At 43.8% G+C, this 20,050-nt stretch carries 16 protein-coding genes; 4 read left to right on the top strand and 12 right to left on the bottom strand.

Going from position 1 to position 20,050, the window contains the following annotated elements; translation table 11 throughout:
* Positions 1 to 32: 32 nt before the first annotated feature.
* The 3 genes from rpsM to infA all read right to left on the bottom strand — a co-directional run bounded on the left by rpsM (position 33) and on the right by infA (position 885).
* Positions 33 to 413, bottom strand: a complete 381-nt coding sequence (rpsM, locus tag BLU80_RS12215; RefSeq protein WP_091398695.1) for a 30S ribosomal protein S13 — start codon at positions 411 to 413, stop codon at positions 33 to 35.
* Between the two features lie 32 nt (positions 414 to 445).
* Positions 446 to 562: a type B 50S ribosomal protein L36 gene (ykgO, locus tag BLU80_RS12210; RefSeq protein ID WP_091398692.1), complete on the bottom strand. Its 117-nt coding sequence runs from the start codon at positions 560 to 562 to the stop codon at positions 446 to 448.
* 104 nt (positions 563 to 666) lie between these two features.
* Positions 667 to 885 carry a translation initiation factor IF-1 gene (infA, locus tag BLU80_RS12205; protein WP_066208999.1) on the bottom strand — a complete coding sequence of 73 codons (219 nt, stop codon included), beginning with the start codon at positions 883 to 885 and terminating at the stop codon, positions 667 to 669.
* A gap of 562 nt (positions 886 to 1,447) precedes the next feature.
* Here infA and BLU80_RS12200 point away from each other — a divergent pair.
* Both BLU80_RS12200 and BLU80_RS12195 read left to right on the top strand, forming a co-directional pair.
* Positions 1,448 to 3,154, top strand: coding sequence for a pyruvate dehydrogenase complex dihydrolipoamide acetyltransferase (locus tag BLU80_RS12200; protein ID WP_091398689.1), 1,707 nt, complete (start codon positions 1,448 to 1,450; stop codon positions 3,152 to 3,154).
* 236 nt (positions 3,155 to 3,390) lie between these two features.
* Positions 3,391 to 3,834 carry a GNAT family N-acetyltransferase gene (locus BLU80_RS12195; protein WP_091398688.1) on the top strand — a complete coding sequence of 148 codons (444 nt, stop codon included), beginning with the start codon at positions 3,391 to 3,393 and terminating at the stop codon, positions 3,832 to 3,834.
* Between the two features lie 84 nt (positions 3,835 to 3,918).
* Here BLU80_RS12195 and BLU80_RS12190 read toward each other — a convergent pair whose 3' ends face one another.
* The 8 genes from BLU80_RS12190 to BLU80_RS12155 all read right to left on the bottom strand — a co-directional run bounded on the left by BLU80_RS12190 (position 3,919) and on the right by BLU80_RS12155 (position 14,420).
* On the bottom strand, positions 3,919 to 5,481 hold the full coding sequence (locus BLU80_RS12190; protein ID WP_091398685.1) for a TSUP family transporter: 1,563 nt from the start codon (positions 5,479 to 5,481) through the stop codon (positions 3,919 to 3,921).
* Between the two features lie 9 nt (positions 5,482 to 5,490).
* A complete protein-coding gene (locus BLU80_RS12185; protein WP_211481828.1) occupies positions 5,491 to 7,152 on the bottom strand; it encodes an NADPH-dependent assimilatory sulfite reductase hemoprotein subunit in 1,662 nt (553 codons plus the stop codon).
* Between the two features lie 106 nt (positions 7,153 to 7,258).
* Positions 7,259 to 9,001: a diflavin oxidoreductase gene (locus BLU80_RS12180; RefSeq protein ID WP_091398680.1), complete on the bottom strand. Its 1,743-nt coding sequence runs from the start codon at positions 8,999 to 9,001 to the stop codon at positions 7,259 to 7,261.
* Positions 9,002 to 9,038: 37 nt separating this feature from the next.
* Positions 9,039 to 9,929: a uroporphyrinogen-III C-methyltransferase gene (gene cobA, locus BLU80_RS12175; protein WP_091398678.1), complete on the bottom strand. Its 891-nt coding sequence runs from the start codon at positions 9,927 to 9,929 to the stop codon at positions 9,039 to 9,041.
* Between the two features lie 64 nt (positions 9,930 to 9,993).
* A complete protein-coding gene (locus tag BLU80_RS12170; protein WP_091398676.1) occupies positions 9,994 to 11,235 on the bottom strand; it encodes a sulfate adenylyltransferase subunit 1 in 1,242 nt (413 codons plus the stop codon).
* 57 nt (positions 11,236 to 11,292) lie between these two features.
* Entirely contained in the window at positions 11,293 to 12,201 is a 909-nt protein-coding gene (gene cysD / locus BLU80_RS12165; protein ID WP_091398673.1) for a sulfate adenylyltransferase subunit CysD, read from the bottom strand.
* A gap of 40 nt (positions 12,202 to 12,241) precedes the next feature.
* The gene (locus tag BLU80_RS12160; protein ID WP_091398670.1) at positions 12,242 to 12,946 is read right to left on the bottom strand and encodes a phosphoadenylyl-sulfate reductase; all 705 of its coding nucleotides are present in this window, start codon (positions 12,944 to 12,946) and stop codon (positions 12,242 to 12,244) included.
* A gap of 247 nt (positions 12,947 to 13,193) precedes the next feature.
* A complete protein-coding gene (locus BLU80_RS12155) occupies positions 13,194 to 14,420 on the bottom strand; it encodes a sensor histidine kinase (RefSeq protein ID WP_244518890.1) in 1,227 nt (408 codons plus the stop codon).
* Between the two features lie 1,366 nt (positions 14,421 to 15,786).
* Here BLU80_RS12155 and BLU80_RS12145 point away from each other — a divergent pair.
* Positions 15,787 to 16,410: an ATPase gene (locus BLU80_RS12145; RefSeq protein ID WP_091398666.1), complete on the top strand. Its 624-nt coding sequence runs from the start codon at positions 15,787 to 15,789 to the stop codon at positions 16,408 to 16,410.
* A gap of 684 nt (positions 16,411 to 17,094) precedes the next feature.
* On the opposite strand, the gene BLU80_RS12140 is transcribed toward BLU80_RS12145, so the two are convergent.
* Complete coding sequence (locus BLU80_RS12140) at positions 17,095 to 17,832, bottom strand: MBL fold metallo-hydrolase (RefSeq protein WP_091398663.1); 738 nt, start codon at positions 17,830 to 17,832, stop codon at positions 17,095 to 17,097.
* Positions 17,833 to 18,004: 172 nt separating this feature from the next.
* Between BLU80_RS12140 and uvrB the strand changes: the two genes are divergently transcribed.
* Complete coding sequence (gene uvrB, locus BLU80_RS12135) at positions 18,005 to 20,050, top strand: excinuclease ABC subunit UvrB (RefSeq protein ID WP_091398660.1); 2,046 nt, start codon at positions 18,005 to 18,007, stop codon at positions 20,048 to 20,050.

The following is a 20,050-nucleotide window of genomic DNA, read 5'->3' as shown; positions in this document are numbered from 1 at the left end:
AATCCATTTGAGATTTGAAACAAAGTTTAAGATTATTTCTTAGGCGCCTTTTTCTTACCGGCAACGGTTTTACGCTTACCTTTACGGGTACGACTGTTAGTACGGGTGCGCTGACCACGTAAAGGCAATCCTTTACGGTGACGCAGGCCACGATAACAAGCGATATCCAACAGACGTTTGATGTTCATCTGGACCTCACTACGTAAAGCACCTTCTACTTTGATTTCATTGTTGATGATGTTACGGATAGCAGTCTGCTCATCATCATTCCATTCACTGACTTTTTTGTTAGGATCAATACCTGCAGTGTTCAGAATATATTGAGCTGTTGAACGACCAATACCAAAAATATAGGTCAATCCGATTTCGCCTCTTTTATTTTTTGGTAAATCTATACCGGCAATACGAGCCATAAATTAATTAAGAATTAAAAATTAAAAAAATCTTATCCCTGACGTTGTTTAAATCTGGGATTCTTTTTGTTAATAATGTAAAGACGTCCCTTTCTGCGAACAATTTTGCAGTCGGCGCTACGCTTTTTGACAGATGCTCTAACTTTCATTAGTGTTTTTATTTACAATTTTCTAAAACCCATTTAATATACCGGATACTTTTAATAAAGTGTTCCAGTGTTTGAACAGTGCCCCATGCACTGTTGTTACCGTATTATTTGTACCGGAAAATAATCCGGCCCCGGGACAAATCGTAGGGACTCATTTCTACACCCACTTTATCACCGGGCAGAATACGGATGTAGTGCATTCTCATTTTCCCTGAAATGGTCGCTAATATCTCGTGTCCGTTTTCTAACTTCACTCTAAACATTGCATTGCTTAGCGCTTCGAGAATTACTCCATCCTGTTTTATAAGTGGTTGTTTCGCCATACTATTTTTGGGAGCGCAAAGATACAATTAATAGGTGGAATAATAAAAAATTATTCCTCAAAATATTTATATCCGGCGCAAGTTCTTGAATTTCAAGCGCAAATTTAGGGTAAAATCATTAAAGATTAAAATTAATTTAAGATTAATTTTAGAATTTAGTCATTTAGCCTCCAGCTCGCTTTTTGGACCTTTGATCTGGTTTCAGGGAATCCAGCCAGCTGAATTGCTTTACCGTTACTGACGCCCTGCCTGTAGCCCCATGGCGCTCCCCTGCTTCCTATTTATAGGGAGATGAATTTACGAAGGAGGCCGCGCATGACCTTCCTGGATAGGAGGATTAAGCCGGGTATTTACGGATTCCCTTCTCTCAATTCAACTGGGGTTCAATTAGACCCCGTCATAATGGATAAAATCAAGCCATAACGGTTGATTTTTGAATTTAACCAATTAATTTTGCTCCGGCGTTTCAGTTCTACATCTTTTTGATGTAATTTCACGCCCTCATTATTAAGCAAAAAGATGTGCAACAATATAATGTGCACTATTGAAAAATGATACCATTATGGCCGAAGTAATTAAAATGCCGCGATTAAGCGACACCATGACAGAAGGAGTAATTGCCGCCTGGCATAAAAAAGTGGGTGACCCTGTAAAAAAAGGCGACTTACTCGCTGAAATAGAAACAGATAAAGCCACCATGGAACTGGAAAGCTATAAAGAAGGCACCCTGTTACATGTAGGTGGCGGCGACGGCAGCAAATTACAAGTAGATGATTTACTGGCCATTATAGGCAAAGAAGGTGAAGATATCAGTGGACTGATCGGTGGAGGCAACGCGTCACAGCCTGCTGCATCCCAACCAGCCGCCGAAGCACCAGAGCAGCAGACTGCCAGCCCGGCACCAGCGGCTCAGGCTCAGGCACAGCCCCAACAGGCAGCAGCCCCTGCCCTTGATCTGGCAAATATGGAAGAAGTGGTACTGATGCCACGTCTGAGTGATACCATGACGGAAGGCGTTATTGCTTCCTGGCAGAAAAACGTCGGAGATGACGTTAAAAAAGGCGATGTACTCGCAGAAATTGAAACAGATAAAGCCACCATGGAGCTGGAAAGCTACAAGGATGGTAAATTATTATATCAGGGAGCACCTGCAGGAGAAAAAATTGAAGTGAACCACCTGCTGGCCATCATCGGCGGTGACAATGTAGATGTAGACGCTATCGTAAATGCAGCGAAAGGTGGTACCACCCAAGCAGCCGCACAGCCGGCAGCCCCAGAGACGACCCCTGCAGCACAGCCAGCTACTACCGCTGCACAGCCAGCAGCACCGGCAACAGCCGCTGCAAGCCCTGCTCCACAGCAAGTCGTAAACGAAGGCCGCATTTTTGCTTCTCCGCTGGCCAAAAAACTGGCTGAAGAAAAAGGTGTTGACCTTAAATATGTAAAAGGTTCCGGTGATAATGGCAGAATCATCAGAAGTGATGTTGAAAGCTTTACACCAGGTGCCGCTGCTGCGCCAGGTGCCGCCGCCGCTCCTGCTGCAGCGTCCACTGCTAGCCAACCAGCCGCTCAGGTTTTTGCCGGTCAGGAATCTTTTGAAGAAGTACCGGTATCCCAGATGCGTAAGACCATTGCGCGTCGTCTGGCAGAGAGCAAATACTCCGCACCGCATTTTTATCTGACCATGGCCATCAATATGGACGCAGCTGTTGCAGCCCGCCCTAAACTGAATAAAGAAGGTCAGGCTAAAATCAGCTTTAATGATATCGTACTGAAAGCGGTTGCCGTTGCCCTTAAAAAGCACCCTGCCGTCAACAGCAGCTGGTTAGGTGACAAGATCCGCATCAACCACCACGTCAACATCGGTGTTGCCGTAGCCGTTGAAGATGGTCTGCTGGTACCGGTGGTACGTTTTGCAGATACCAAACCGCTGACCGTTATCTCTCAGGAAGTGAAGACATTCGCTAAAAAGGCCAAGGATAAAAAACTCCAACCTTCTGACTGGGAAGGAAGCACTTTTACAGTGAGCAATCTGGGTATGTTCGGTATTGATCAGTTTACCGGTATTATCAACCCCCCAGACGCCTGTATCCTTGCTGTCGGTGGTATTTCTCAGGAGCCCATCGTTAAGGATGGTCAGATTGTAGTGGGAAATATCATGAAAGTAACCTTAAGCTGTGACCACCGCGTGGTGGACGGCGCTTCCGGTTCTGCTTTCTTACAGACCCTGAAAGAATTATTAGAAGAACCATTGAGAATGCTGCTCTAAAAGCAGCTGACGCTACAAATAACTTTAGGGCATGATTACAAGTTCCTGCCCCAAGTTCAAGAGTAAGTTCATCCCCGCTCAGTTTTGAGTGGGGATGTTTTTTTTATCGATAATTGCTACCTTTAAAAGGAAAAAATTCAGCAGCCGCTAACAGGCGGTTTATCCTGCTGAATAAACGAAAAATAACTCCCGAAACAAATGGGTTTAAACCGAAGTAAATTAAAAACAATTAGAAAATGAAATGCAGGATTACCGAAGGAACGCTAGAACATCTGGATGATATTGCCCTTATTTTTGATCAATACCGCGTATTCTATAACGCAGCCAGTGACATCAGTAGCTGTAAGCAATTCTTGCAGGAAAGATTCAGCCAAAAGGATTCAAAAATATTTATTGCGGTATCTGATACAGCAAACATACTCGGATTTACCCAACTCTATCCTACATTTTCATCTGTCAGCATGAAAAGAGTATGGATTTTAAACGATTTATTTGTGCGGGCCGAAGTAAGAAAATCGGGAATAGGAAAATCCCTGATTGAACATGCCATTGCATTTGCAAAAAAAGATGGCGCCGTTCGCCTTTCCCTGAGTACCGCCCAGGATAACCCTGCTCAGTTTTTATATGAAGCAATTGGATTTAAGCAAAGCGGTTTTAAATTTTACAACTATTCACTCTGACGCCATGTGGAAGGTTGCATCATTTTTACCGGATTAATCAGAACAGGAGGTGTTGTTTTCTTAAACAATAAGCAGGCAATCCTATTAAGGCATAAACACGCCCCACAGCACTCTTAAAGAGCATAAGATCACCAGGATACCAACGCAGATATACATGGTTTTAATGGGCAGCTTTCCGGAAAGCTTGGCGGCAAATGGTGCAGCCAGCATACCTCCGAAAATAAGGCCTGCAATGACCTGAAAATGCATCTGGCCGAAAACAATTATAAAAGTAGCCGTGCTGCCAATAGAAGTAAAAAACTTGGTAAAAGTGGAAGAACCAATGGTGTAAAGCGGATCTCTGCCTCCGGAAATAAGCGTACTGGTTACCAGCGGTCCCCAGCCACCGCCAAAAGCGTCTAAAAAACCTCCTACAAAAGCCACCGGTCTGACATTTACAATCTTGCGATGTCTTTGCAGTTTTAAATTCTTAAAGGCTTTTTTGACAATCTTAAATCCCAGATAAAAGGTATAGACAGCAATGATGGGCCTTAAAATATGACCAAACTCTTTACCCATCGTACCAATAAAGAGTGCACCCAGAATCGCACCGATGGCCCCCGGGATGACCAGGGCTACCCATAGCTTTTTATTGACATGCTTATACTTATAATGGCTGATGCCGGCCGTGCCTACCGAGAACATTTCTGCCATATGTACGCTGCTGCTGATGCCGGCAATAGGTATCGGCAGATTGGAGGAAAGTAAAAAAGTGGTAGATAATACGCCATAGCCCATTCCCATGGCTCCATCCACTAACTGGGCAAAAAACCCTGCAGCAAACATCCAGAAAAACTGCTGATCCAGACTGCCGGACAGGTAATCCAGGCTTTTATTGACCCAGTGCACCGGCAAGACATAGCCAAACAACCAATAGCCGAAAAGCATGGTTGCCAGAAAGCCCAGGGCAAAAAGCCCTGCTTTTTTCCAGAAACTGGCTCTCAGAATCCATGGTTTTTCCTGCTGCGTTTTATGGCTGGGATTGACCAAACCCTGGGTAAGCTGATTTAATGCCTCTACCTTATGCTGAAAATCACCGCTTAGGGTTTTCCTGAATTTCTGCAGATTATCCAAAGAAGTTTCTAGTTCTCCAGGCAATCCATCCTGCAGCACCGTCTTGAGCCTTTTGGCCAAAGTGGGCGATTTGCCATTGGTGGAAATTGCTATTTTGATACTCCCCTTTCTCACGATGGAGCCCAGGTAGAAATCACAAAGACTGGGCTTGTCGGCAACATTGATCAGTTTGCCTTTGGCGCGCGCGTCCAATCTGATCTTTTCATCCAGGACAATATCAGCTGTTGCAATAATTGCAATATCACAATGATCAAGGTCCGAAGGCTCATAAGCCTTTATCTGGATCTGAACATTGGGATGTTTACTTACATAAGCCTTAAATGCGTCACTGACCTCCAGCGCTACCACCTGAATATGGGTAGCCGGCGCATTGGTCAGTACCGCTGTGACCTTTTCCAGCCCAACATTTCCCGCACCCACAAGTAATAGCCTGAGCTGTTCCAGTTTTAAAAAAACCGGGAACAACGGATTGGGGACCGAGTCTGTCGGAACAGGCGGCGTCAGGGTGACGGCAGGATTTTGTTCGGCTAACATAAAGCGAATTTAAGCCAATATTTTTCTGAATGCAAAATCCCCGAAACTTTCATTTTCAAGTTTTTCTACGACAAATCGGCCAAGGAGTTCATCCACCGTTGCCAGCATCTCAGCTTCGTCCAGGTTTTCCTTATATAGTTTATTACAACGGAATCCCAGCGCGTCTGCTCCGATGTGCATATTATAATGACCCAGTGAGGTTCCGATAAAAGCGATCTCCGCGATATAAGGACGGGCACAACCGTTCGGACACCCGGTCATTCTGATGGAAATGGCCTCATTTTCAAGATGATGCTTCTGTAAAATCGGTTCAATTTTATCCAGTAAGGTCGGTAAGTATCTTTGAGACTCGGCGAGGGCCAGGGCGCAGGTGTTCAGGGCCACACAGGCAATGGCGTTTTTACGGATCACGGAGGCGCTATCTGTAAACTGAGCCACCCCGTATTTTTGCAAAATAACTTCAATGAACGCCTTATCCGCTTCAGCCACATCACTGATCACGATATTCTGGTTACACGTGAAACGAAAATCAGCTTTGCCGCTTTCTGCAATTTCATAAAAAGCTGTCTTATAGAGTCTGTTATTCTCCGAATCATCCAGTATACGGCCATTTTCAATAAAGGCGGTATAGAACCACTTATTTAAATGGTTCTTCGCCCAGCCGTAGCTATCGATTCTCTGGGTAAAAACATAGGGTTTTAATGGCTGAAAAGTAACACCGCTTCTTTTCTCCACTTCTGCTTTATACGCATCCACACCCATACGGTCAATGGTATATTTCAGGCGGGCCAGTTTACGGTCCTCTCTGTTCCCAAAATCACGCTGTACCGTAGCGATTTCATATACTACTTTATCCAGATCTTTCTTATCGATATACCCGAATAAAGAAGCTACTCGTGGATAGGTGGACGGATTACCATGGGTGGCTCCCATACCGCCGCCGGCTCCTACATTATATCCGATCAATTGGCCGTTTTCTACTATAGCGATTAAGGCACAGTCATTGGCAAATACATCCACATCATTTTGAGGTGGGATGGCTATGGCGATCTTAAATTTACGGGGCAGGTAACGATCTTCATATAAAGGATCTTCCTCTACCTTTTCCGCTACTTTTTCGCTGCCGACAAAGACCTCATAATAGGCCCTGGTCTTAGGCTTCATAAAATTACTTAAATGGACGGCCGTCTGATAAATCTCTTCATGAATCGGTGACACGTCCGGATGAGCGGAAGCCAGCACGTTACGGTTCACATCGCCGCAGGCGGCAATGGAATCCAGTCCGACGCGGTTAAATTCCTGGTGTGTAGGACGGGCGTGATGCTTTAAAATTCCATGTAACTGCACCGTCTGACGGGTGGTAATCTTAATCGTACCGGTAGAATAGTCACCTGCAACGTGATGCAGACCTTTCCACTGTTCCGCCGTTAATTTACCACCTGGCAGTCTGAGACGCACCATAAAGGACCATAACCTGTCCAGTCTTTTGGCGGCTCTTTCTTCTCTTCTATCCCGGTCATCCTGCAGATACATGCCATGGAATTTCACCAGGGCCTTGTCATCTTCTCTGATGGCCAGCGTATGTTCATCGGCCAGACTCTCCAGTAAGGTTCCTCTAAGTCCTCTGCTGGCCTTTTTTATTTTCTCAACGTGTGATTCTTTATTGCTCATTGCTATGCTTATGCTATCGTGTTTCTAATATTGCTGTAATAATCTTTTTGAACGGGCGGAACATATCCTTAATTCAGGATATGCTCTTTATCCATTCGGATATCCATTAGTAGACATCTTTTAAGAATCTGCCTTCTTCTTTAAGGGCGTCCAGGTATTTGGTGGCCTCTACGAAAGAGAGTTCTTTTTGTGTGGCGATGATCTCTGTCAACGCTTTTTCCACATCAAAGCTCATGGGTTCCTTGGCTCCGCAGATATAGATATAAGCTCCGTTTTCTAACCATTCAAAAAGTTCTGCACCGCGCTCTCTCATCTTATCCTGTACATACACTTTATTTTGCTGATCTCTGGAGAAAGCCCCATTAAACTCAGTCAGGACACCAGTTTCCAAAAACGCCTGAATTTCAGTCTGATACAGAAAATCGCTGGCAATATGCTGATCACCGAAAAACAGCCAGTTTCTGCCTTCTGCTCCGGCGGCGTCCCTTTCGAAAAGAAATGACCTGAAAGGAGCCACACCGGTTCCGGGTCCGATCATGATGACGTCTTTGTCTTCCGGAGGTAATTTGAAGCCTTTATTAGGATGGATATAGAACTGAACTTTGGTTTCTACCGGTACATCTATCAGATAACCGGAGCAAAGTCCCGTTTCCTTTTTATCGCCCACATAAAACTGATCACGGGCGACTGTGATGTGGATTTCATCTCCATGGGCCTCGGGGGAGGAAGAGATGCTATAGAGTCTGGGCGCGATGGGTTCCAGAATCTGTAATACCTGCTGAAAATCTTCCTGGTTGTTTTTAAGCGGATAGATTTTAAGCAGATCCACCAGACTCATGCGGGTATCAGGAATTTCCTGACCGGCAATATCAGCATATTTACGTACCACTCTTTCCGGCAGATATAGTAACTGCGCTTTTAAAGAGAGTAATTCTTCAATGCTGTGCGTCTGATCCCTCCAGGCAATGGTGGACTGCGCGTCCACTTCCGTGAGCGAAAGTATTTCTTCTACGACTGCTTTTGGATTTGGCGGAACAAGACCCAAGGCATCCCCTGGCGCATACAACAAATCCTCAGCCTCTATTTCTATATGATGGGTTCTTTTAGCAGAATCCCGGTCATTTAAATTAAAGTTCGTAATAACTGTTCCTTCATAAATCTTTTTATGACTTCCTGCTGCAGGCGCTTTGGCAAGCGCTTTAGCGCTGGGAGCAGCTGCTCCCCCGTCACTTCCGGCTAGCAGGCCGAGTGCAGCATCCAGCCAGCTGTCTGCATAACTCGCATAATCCGTATCACATTTCTGCAGGGGGACTTTTCTGGTACCACCTCTGAGTTCCAGTTGTTTATCCACATCCTCGCCTGCCTGGCAGAACAGCGGATAGGAACTGTCTCCTAAGGCCATTACCCCAAACTGCAATTTATCGAGTTTTAAATTGGCATCATGTACCGCATTATAAAATTTAACGGCGGTAATAGGGGGTTCCCCATCCCCCTGAGTGCTAATGACCAGCAACAAATATTTCTCTTTGGCCAGGTCAGTTAACTTATATTGTTCTACAGAAACCAATTTGGTTTTAATCCCTCTTTTTTTGGTAGCTGCAGCAAATTTTGTAGCGACAGATTTAGCATTTCCTGTTTCTGAAGCGTATAATAGGGTCAATTTATCTATCTGGGCGGAGCCGGCCACTTCAGCGCTGGAGGATCCCCCCGCCATAGCACCTGCTTTACCTGCAGCCAGACTTCTCTGGTCTAACAGACCGGCTAAAAAGCCGTTCATCCAGACCAATTCATCGTGGGTGGCCTCTTTAATAAGCTGACTAAAAATATCTTTTTTGGCTTCTACTAACATGACTGAAACTTTATAATAATGATGTTGAAATTAAGGTTTAGGCGCTGCGCTTTTTGTTATTAATCACCTCAACTGCGCGGCTGGTGGAGGGTCTGAAAAAGGATTCTAGCTGATCGGCCGGTAAAGGACAACACCATCCATACTGCTGATGGAGTTCGGGGACCCTGCCAATAATTAATAAGGAAGGAGAAATGAAGGATTGTTGGGTCGGACGCCCCGTAAGCGATTTGAACTGATAGCTGGCAACCTGCTGATAAGGCGTGGTGGCCTGCTGAATAATGCAGATATATTTATCTGCATCAATGCCGTTTTCTTTCAGGCGGCTGGCTAACTCGTACCAGTTCTCCCCGGTCATATAAAAAACCAGGGTATCTTCCGTACGGGCCAGTTCCTGCCAATAGCCTTCTGTTACCGGATAGCGTTCAGAATAGGTCTGAAACCGGACGCCTCTTGCATACCCTCTGGCCGTCAGCGGTATCCCCGCATAGGCCGAGGCTCCGGAAGCAGCCGTTATACCTGGTACAATCTGATAAGCAATGCCTGCCTCTTTTAGGCTTTCCAGCTCATCGAGCACGTTTGAGAAAATGGCCACATCCCCACCTTTTAAACGCACCACCCTTCTGCCTTGTAAAGCGTACTTAACGATTAACTGATCAATTTCCTTTTGTGCCACAGAACCGCTTTGGGTTCTGCCTTCCTTTCCTACGAAAATAATTTTAGCCCCTACCCGGACATGCGTATCTAAAATATCCTGGTTGACCAGTCGGTCGGTTATAACCACGTCCGCTGCAGCCAGTAACCTGGCAGCCTTGAGTGTCAGGAGTTCCGCGTCACCAGGACCGGCGCCGACCAGTGCCACCCGGATCTGCGTTTCAGAAGTCCCGTGCACTGCATTTGCCCTTTTCTCTCCTGCGACCCTTAATTTCATTTGAATAGAATGCTAATAATGATGATAATAATGATTTCTTTGGCCCTTGTTTTCCTGATCTGCCTTACTGTAATAAGGCGGCGCCTACGGTAACAAAGCTGGTCTGATCCACAAGGATAGCTCCGCCGGACTCCCTGATTTCGCTGTATGCATCGTAAGCCAAAGGAGAAGCAGTTTTTAGTTTTACCTCAACGACTTCATTGAGATCCGCTTTGCTTACTTCAGTTATCTTTTCTAACTGGTTAACATCCAGCTTATACTTAATTTCTTTCACCATGGCCGGCACTACTTTGCTGCCATGCTGCAGGAAGTATTTCTGCCCTACGGTCAATGGTTTTTCGTCCATCCAGCAGACAATTGCATCAATATCCTGACCTACTTTTAAGCTATCGTCTTTTTTAACGATACTGTCTCCCCTGCTGATATCGACGTCCTGGTCCAAGTGCAGAACAACGCTTTGGGGGGCAAATGCTTCTTCAACTTCTTTACCGCCAAGCTCTATTTTTTCAATCGTTGCCTCAACACCTGAAGGATATACCACTACCTGGTCTCCTTTTTTGTAGATGCCGCTTTCAATCTTCCCTGCGTAACCGCGGTAATCATGTAGATCTTCCGTCTGAGGACGGATGACATACTGTACCGGGAAGCGCGCGTTTGTCAGATTAACCGAACTCTTTACTTCTACATTTTCCAGATAATCCAGCAGTATAGGCCCCTGATACCAGTCCATTTTGGTAGAAGCGTCTACAATATTGTCTCCTACCAGTGCACTGATTGGCACATAGGACACATTATTCAGTTTTAGGACTTCCGCTACTTTTTTATAATCCTCAACGATATGATTATAGGCAGCCTGGTCATAATTCAGTAAATCCATTTTATTAATGGCCACTACCACATGTGGTATATTTAACAGGGAGGCAATCAGTGAATGCCTTCTGGTCTGCTCCACTACCCCGTTACGGGCGTCTACCAGAATTATAATGAGATCCGCGTTTGAGGCGCCCGTCACCATGTTTCTGGTGTATTGGATATGCCCGGGCGTATCAGCGATAATAAATTTTCTTTTGGGTGTTGAAAAGTATTTATAGGCCACATCAATAGTGATGCCCTGTTCCCTTTCCGCCCTGAGACCGTCGGTTAACAGTGCCAGATCGACTGTACCGTCTTTGCGGTTCTTGCTGCTGCGCTCGATGGCATCCAGCTGATCTATCAGTATGTTTTTGCTATCATATAACAGGCGCCCGATCAGGGTACTTTTACCATCATCCACACTGCCTGCCGTTAAAAATCTAAGTAAATCCATTGCTTTTTTTTTGTAAGTTTTAAATGCGTTGAAGCGCTCCTTTTTTGAAAACCGGTTTTAGAAATAACCATTCTTTTTCCTGTCTTCCATAGCTGCTTCAGAGAATCGGTCATCAATTCTTGTTTCTCCGCGTTCACTGGTCCTGGTAGCAATGATTTCACTGATGATATCATCTATGCTATAGGCCTCAGAAGCAACGGCCGCTGTACAGGTCATATCTCCTACTGTACGGTAACGCACTCTTCTGGTTGAGATCTTATCGTTTTCATCTATCTGAATATAAGGAGAAACCGCAATCAGTGCATTTTGATACTCCAGCACTTCTCTTTCATGGGAGAAGTATACGGAAGGCAACTGAATATTCTCCCTTTTAATATAATTCCAGATATCCAGTTCCGTCCAGTTACTAATCGGGAATACCCTTACATTCTCTCCTTTATGGATTTTACCATTATAAGTATGCCAAAGCTCCGGACGCTGCAATTTGGGATTCCACTGACCAAAATCGTCTCTGACAGAGAAGATTCTTTCCTTGGCTCTGGCCTTTTCTTCATCTCTTCTGGCACCTCCGATACAGGCGTCAAATCCAAATTCTTCAATTGTATCTAATAAAGTGAAAGTCTGCAGTTGATTTCTGGAGGCAAACTTGCCCTTTTGTTCCGTTAAGTGCTTAGCCTTAATGGTGTCCTCTACTTTGCGTACGATTAACTTTTCTCCTATTTGTTCAGCGAGTTGATCTCTGAAAGCCAGTGCTTCAGGGAAATTATGTCCGGTATCAATATGTACCAGGGGAAAAGGAAATTTACCGGGTCTGAAAGCTTTCAAGGCTAAATGTACCAGGGTAATGGAATCCTTTCCACCACTAAACAATAAAGCAGGTTTTTCAAACTGTCCTGCTACTTCACGAAAAATATGGATGGACTCTGACTCTAGTTGATCCAAATAATCCAGTTGATATTGACTCATAATATACTTAAAAAAAATGTCGAATTGTTGTTACGTTTATTTAAGAATGGACATGCAGGCCGCATTCTTTTTTGCTGTTATCTTCCCACCACCATCTGCCGGCCCTGAAATCCTCACCCGGACGGATGGCTCTGGTACAAGGTTCACATCCAATGGAAACAAAGCCTTTATCATGCAGGCTGTTATATGGGATATTATGCTCATTGATATACGCCCTGGTCTGATCTGTTGTCCAGTGAAGGATCGGATGAAACTTTAAAAGTTCATGGGTGCCGTCCCATTCCAGCTGCTCCATTGCTTGTCTGTTCTGAGAATGTTCGGCTCTAAGTCCGGTAATCCAGACTTTTTTGCCTTTGAGTGCTCTGCCCAGTGGTTCCACCTTTCGAAGGTAGCAGCATCTTTTACGAAGCTCAGGTGAAATATAAAAAGCATTAGGACCTTCCTTTTCAACGAATGCTTCCAGCTCCTCATGAGCCGGATAATAAGGCTTTATATGGGTGTGGTATCTTTCATTGGTACTGCTCCAGACAGAATAAGTTTCCTTAAACAGTCTGCCGGTATCCAGGGTAAAGATATCAATGGCTAATCCCTCTGACAGGATCATATGGGTGATGGCCTGGTCCTCAAAACTAAAGCTACTGGAGAAAACCACCTCGCCCGGGTAGGTCTCTGCCAGTAGACGCAGTGCCTCTATCTCACTTAGTCCACCAATTTTATAGGCTAATGTATCCCAACTGTTCGCCATTGTATAAACGCGCTTAAAAATTAAATAAATAAACAAAATATCTGGGGACTCCGCAACACCCCGGTAGTACTACATTGCCAAAAGTCTACCATATTTGTGGACAAAATTAGAGATAAAACGAACAGCGGCAAAATAAATATTACAAATTTATACGCAAACCTTTGCGTAGAATTATGTATTAAATTGATTTGCAAAATGTTATCTATAATAAAAAATAAATTAAGTGAACATTTGTAAGTAGAAAATGCTAGCTTAACAGTGGCAAAATAATCCTGAACGTCGTCCCTTTCCCGATTTCACTGTGCCGGACAAAGATGCTGCCATGATGATACTGCTCTACAATACGCTTCGTTAAGGCAAGCCCCAAGCCCCAGCCTCTTTTTTTAGTGGTAAACCCTGGATTGAATACCTTTTTGAACTGGTTATGGGCGATGCCTTTGCCGCTATCCTGGATATCCATCAGTATCTGGCGTTCATTTTTTTGAAGCGTTATATGAATCTGTCCTTTACCGCCCATGGCATCCAGCGCATTTTTTAATAAATTTTCTATGACCCAGTCCATGAGCGGCCCGGATATATCTGCCATATAGGGCGGTTCGGTTGCCTGCAGACTAAACTGCACGCCTGCCCCGGCCCTTTTCTTGATATAATTCATCATCTTATCTGCCTGCCGGGCCAGATCGGCCGGTTCCAGTTTAGGCGTGCTGCCGATTTTTGCAAAACGGTCGCTGATTAACTTCAGCCGGTTAATGTCGGTAGTCATTTCAGACAGTATCCCCAATTGCTGATCTACTCCCGCCGGGCGCCTTGCAGCAGGCTGTGTATTTTGTCCATTTTCTGCATGCTGCTCCTCATAATTGGCTTTAAGAATTTCTGACCAGCCTTCCAGGCTAGTGAGCGGCGTACCTAACTGGTGCGCCGTTTCTTTGGCCATGCCCACCCAGAGCCTGTTTTGTGCACTCTTATTGGAGACCCTTTGAATGATAATCAAAACAAGAATGAACAATCCTACAATAATCAGCTGGATAACCGGAAAATAGCGCAATTCTTGTTGCAGCCTGCTCTCCCCGTAATAATATTTAAGTGAAGCGCTGCTGTCCTGATCCAGGGTCAGCACAATAGGCGGATGCATTTTTTTAAACCCGGCAAGCTTGCTTTTAAGATAATCACTGCCGGCAGCCACACGATGGGTATCCAGGTTTAAATAGTTACCGGTTATACTGTCCCCAGCCGTTGTTTCTATAATGGGAATATCTTTATTTTCTGAAGAAATCTTTACTGCGAGGTTCAGATTTGTCTCCTCGGAAGCGTTCGCAATGGTTCTTTGTGCTTCTACCCAGGTTTCGACTCTCTGCTTTTCTATTTTCCCCAGTTTAAGGGACAGGTATCTGGAATAGACCAGGCTGCCTGATACGATCACCAGAGCAATCAACACCAGCAGTATTTTCCAATTTAAACCAAGGGTCATCTTCATCCCCCGAAATTAAGGCAAATCAACAGAACCTAAAAAAGTTACGTATGTAGAAAAAAGGCGACCGCTTATTATTATCCAGGTGACCAAAAACGATAACAAACTGATAATCAAAGGCCATCAATCCCTTCTTTTAAGTTTTCCCGATTGCGTAATCCTTTTTCCCGATTTGATAAACAGCCAGGGTGCATGCCCCCCTATCTTTGTGTTCACAACACAAGTAACATATCACAATTTCGAATAGAGGTGGCGACCTAGTCTTAGAACGCCACTAAAAAAAATCTAAAATCAGACTTTATGGTCTGATTTTTTAATTTATACAACAGTCTGTTTTTTTGTTAGCATGATTTTGAAATTCCTTATAGCGTAAACCATTTTCCGGATTTGATAAATAATTGATTTACAATTATCTCATCTTTGTGTCCACGAGAACAACATATCACACAATTTGAATAGAGGTGGCGCGCTATTCCTAGCGCGCCACTAAAAAAAATCTAAATCATCACTTTTAGTGGCGTTTTCCCAATTTTTCAATTTTAAATTTTATTCTTAAAAAGTACCAGTTCTGGCACTATATCGACATTATTGAAAAGAATGTCATTAACTAACGAAGATGTCAATTCTATTTCCCCTCAGGATCAGATTCTGTCTCAAAATCTATGATTTCAAACAATGAGCCAGCCACAACAAGACTATCCCTGCCAACTTTATAAGTACGATAAAATAGCCAACCAATGCATAAAAAGAATGTAATAATGGATGATGACAATGTTTTTTAAACTCCCGGGCAAAAGCCGTTGCTCACAGGTAATTGAGCTTCGTGGTGATGACTGGTAAAGGCAAAAAAACGGTTTAGGTTAGGTAGGATTATTAGTAAAAACTTTTTCTGTTATTCATCCGGCAGACCAAAATGCTGGGGGTTTTACTTTCCTCAAAACAAGTTTTCATGGCGGAGGCGAAACCAAATGACACCATCGCATTTGTGATCAGGTCAACAGCGATCTTAATTAATTGATACTAAGATATAAGTACTTAATATAAATAATTAACATATATTATAGCGACGGATTTATTCTAAAAAACATGTATCTTTGTTGTATCATTTTGGGAGGATACTATGACTATAAAAAGACAAGAAAACAATAAAATCAGTGCCTCAATGCGGAGCCTGAACCGTCGCCTTGAAAAGACACTTCATGAGGCGCTTAAAGTCCAGGCAAACCTTAACGTTCCATTCGTTTTTAGAGACAGCCGTTGTGTTCGGAAAAACCAATTTATTCATCGGTACCCAGATGGTAAAATATTTTTGATTCAACAAGACAGGCGTACTTCCAAAGAAGTTGTTCTAAAACAACTATAACGCCTATTAATGAAACCTAATCTATATGTTATCGCAGGTCCCAACGGAGCGGGCAAAAGCCTATTTTCTGCCACTCTTGTGGACACAGACTTCGAAGTATTCGATGGCGATAAATATATTAGCCGGCTACAGCACCAGTTTCCAGAAATCGGTAGCGATGTTCTCAATAACCGGGTAAACGAAATAGATTTCCAGGAAGCCAAGGAAAACGCCATTCACGCTCAGGGGAATTTTGCATTTGAAACCAATTTCAGTTCAGAGAATCCAACCTTTTCCGTTAGACAGTTCAAAGCGGCAGGCTATAATGTACACCTAGTATTTATGGGTGTTGACACGCTGGAAGAGTGCATTCAAAGAGTCGACATCAGGGTCAGATCGGGCGGACACAAAGTCACTGAAGGCTCCATTGAATACAACTTCAAACATGGATATAAAAATCTATACGCTTATTATGCCGTATTCGACACGGTCACCTTATACGAAAATTCTATTGCAGCTCGCGATGCTCAGACCGTACCTCAAAAATTACTTTTCTTAAAGAAAACGACCGTTAAGGTCTATCACAAGGAATTACCTTCATGGGCACAAAAATTCCTTCAGGTTATCCTACCTAAAAGCAAAAAAATCTCTTAGTTTAATTTTATTGCAAATCAAACATACAACCTTACGTTGCCTGAGTTTATAGTTTCTCTGATTACATTGAACCCACTACATTTGGGCATCTATTCTGGCATGTTGACTCACCCTCAAAACCGGGTTGTAGCCTTCTGTGCATAAAATTCCTTTTTACATTGTTGGCAGATTCTTATAATGGGAATTTTCGAACTCATTTTAGTAGTATTTAGTTGTACTTATGTGCAATTAAGTGTATTTAAGCGACATTATTTCACCCCTATTTTTGCTCTGTTAACAAAAAATACGGACCGAGGGACATATAGGGGACAAACCGGACATAAACTACAATAAAAATTAATATATTTCACAAAATGCCGAACGCCAGTAAAACTTAATTTACAGGCGTTTACTTATTAATGCTTATATTTATTTCTTAATTTTTTCGGTTTTTATTTTCCGATACAGAATTTAAGCAGCAGCGAACTATTTCCTATCTCGTAATCCTTTTTCCTGAATTGATAAATCCAGCAAAAAATTACCTCCTACTTTTGCTCAAGCGACGTTTAATAATCACAATTTGAATAGAGGTGGCGACCTAGTCTTAGAACGCCACTAAAAAAAATCTAAAATCAAACGCTTCACCTGCCCATTATCGGTAGCATAAAGCGTTTGATTTTTTAATTAGATCCAGAAAATATCAACCTAAAAAGTGTAGGTTGGTGATTTTACATCATGGTAGAAAAGAAAAGTCCATTTTCCGGCTTCTCCCTCTGCCCACCACTGCTTTCTGAGTTCCATGCATTTTCTTCCGTCATAATCATATTTGGCTACAAATCGATTGCGCATCTGTCCGAGCTGCGGTGCATCATCCGCCCCGAAGAAAATGGTCTGACCTGCTTCTTTAAACCAGAATACCTGGTGGTATTTACTATGAGCTCCTGTTACCTGATAAGTAATATAATCATCCAGTATGCCATCTCCATCAAGCAGCACTACCTTTGGGTGATTCTTTAGGATTTCAAACTGGGCTGCATGATAAGAAGGATTCTCACCGCTTAATCCATATTCCAGCTCTTTGGCCTGTAAATAATAGGTAGCCTCCGGAAAAGCTAAAGATTCCCTGCCGTCTGCCGCTGTCATTTTAATGCCGCCTGCATGGTCTTTATGTAGATGAGACAGTAGGACCTTGGTCACTTCTGATGCTCCGATGCCATGGGACTGCAGGATCTGATGAATCTGCATCTGTCCGTCTTTTGAAAACCCTAGGCCGGTATCCAGTAGCAATATGTCCTTGTCGGTTATGATTAAAAAAGGCTGAATTTCAACGAGTAAGCTACCAACTGGTCTTTTTTGCAAATCATCTTTTGCAGGATCAAAGGCAATAAATTTTTTACTGCTGTCAATGGTAAAAGCTCCTTCTGATAAGGGTATTATTCTCATGGGGCAAAAATAAATCAATAATACCAACCACTGCTTAGTTTTAGGACCGGATTTACAATTTAAGACGGAGCTTTTCCTTGGAATTTCGGACGAACCGTTAACTTTCGGTAAATGGTGGCTACCCTTAGGTAAATACACCGTGTTTTAGCTGCTTAGTTCGTAACTTCGTCATATGCCTTTTGAATTACATGCAGACTATAAACCCTCAGGGGATCAGCCCACGGCCATTCGTCAGTTGACGGAAGGAATCCAGGCGGGAGAACAATTTCAGACACTTCTCGGCGTAACGGGTTCGGGTAAAACCTTTACCATGGCTAATGTGATCCAGAATATCCAGCGCCCGACCCTGGTATTAACCCATAACAAGACCCTGGTGGCGCAGTTATATGGAGAATTCAAACAGTTTTTCCCACATAATGCGGTGGGTTATTTTGTCAGTTATTACGATTATTATCAGCCGGAGGCCTTTATGCCCGTCAGTAATACTTATATAGAAAAGGATTTAAGTATTAATGAGGAGCTCGACAAGCTTCGGTTACAGGCCACAGCCCAGCTTTTGAGCGGTCGCCGGGATATTGTCATTGTAGCCAGCGTCAGCTGTATTTATGGTATCGGTAATCCGGCGGAATTTGAAAAAGGTATTATCCGCCTGCATGTAGGCCAGGTTATTCCCAGACAGGCTTTCTTACATGCGCTGGTCAACTCCTTATATGTCCGCACCCAGGTAGATTTTACCAGGGGCAGTTTCAGAGTCAAAGGCGACACGGTAGATATTAATTTGCCCTATGTGGATTATGGTTACCGAGTTACATTTTTCGATGATGAAATTGAATCCATTGAGACCATCGATGTGATTACCAACCAGAGGATGCTCAAAATGGATAATGCCGCGATTTTCCCGGCCAACTTATATCTGGCTCCAAAAGAGATGATGCAGCAGATTACCTATGAGATCCAGGATGAACTCAAAGCTCAGGTTGAATACTTTGAAGGTATTGGCAAATTAGTAGAAGCTCAACGCATCCGGGAGAGAGTAGAATATGACCTTGAAATGATGCAGGAACTGGGTTATTGCAACGGCATTGAAAACTATTCCCGCTTTTTTGACCGCAGGGAGCCTGGAAGCAGGCCGTTTTGTCTTTTAGATTATTTCCCGGATGACTTTTTATGTATCCTGGATGAATCGCATCAGACTATCCCGCAAATATCCGGCATGCACGGCGGAGACAGAAGCAGAAAACTGACACTGGTGGAATACGGCTTCAGGCTGCCCAGTGCCATTGACAACCGCCCTCTTAGTTTTAGTGAATTTGAATCCATGATCGGACAGACCGTATTTGTATCCGCTACCCCCGGTAATTATGAACTGGAGAAAACCGGTGGCGTTGTTGTGGAACAGGTAGTCAGGCCAACGGGTTTACTGGACCCTCCAATTGAGATTCGCCCCAGCCATGACCAGGTGGATGACTTGCTGGATGAGATTGACCAGCAGGTTAAAAAAGGCGGGCGTGTATTAGTAACGACGCTTACCAAAAGGATGGCGGAAGAAATGGACAAATACCTTAAAAAAATCAATATCAATTCTAAATATATCCATAGTGATGTGGATACGCTGGACCGCGTTGAGATACTGCGTCAACTAAGGCTGGGAGAAATAGATGTTCTGGTAGGTGTCAACCTGCTTAGAGAAGGCCTAGATCTGCCGGAGGTCACGCTGGTCGCCATACTGGACGCCGACAAAGAAGGTTTTCTGAGAAATGAGCGGTCATTAACACAGACCTCGGGCCGCGCCGCCCGTAATGCGGAGGGCAGGGTTATCTTCTATGCCGATAAAATGACCATGAGCATGCAAAGAACCATTGATGAGACCAACCGCAGACGGGAAAAACAAATAGCCTATAATCTGGAGCATCATATAACCCCAACAACCGTTGCCAAAAGCAAGGAACAGGTATTTGCCCAGACAGCGGTACTCGATATTAAAGGTTTTGATGAGCACAGGGCTGGTGCCATCGGCTATAATGAGGATATTATAGAACATAAGGTTTCTGACTACGCTGTCGACCCGACTAAGCGCACCATTCCCTTTTTGGAAAAGGCCATCAAGAAGGTCAAAAAAGATATGGAGAAAGCAGCCAAGGAACTTGATTTTATTGAAGCTGCCAGACTAAGAGATGAAATGTTTGCGCTGCAAAAGGAATTAAAGGCCAAGAAATAA

Source organism: Arachidicoccus rhizosphaerae (genome assembly GCF_900107765.1).
GTDB classification, from domain to species: domain Bacteria; phylum Bacteroidota; class Bacteroidia; order Chitinophagales; family Chitinophagaceae; genus Arachidicoccus; species Arachidicoccus rhizosphaerae.
The sequence above is the reverse complement of the archived record's forward strand: the minus strand, read 5'-3'. Positions and strand labels throughout refer to the sequence as shown.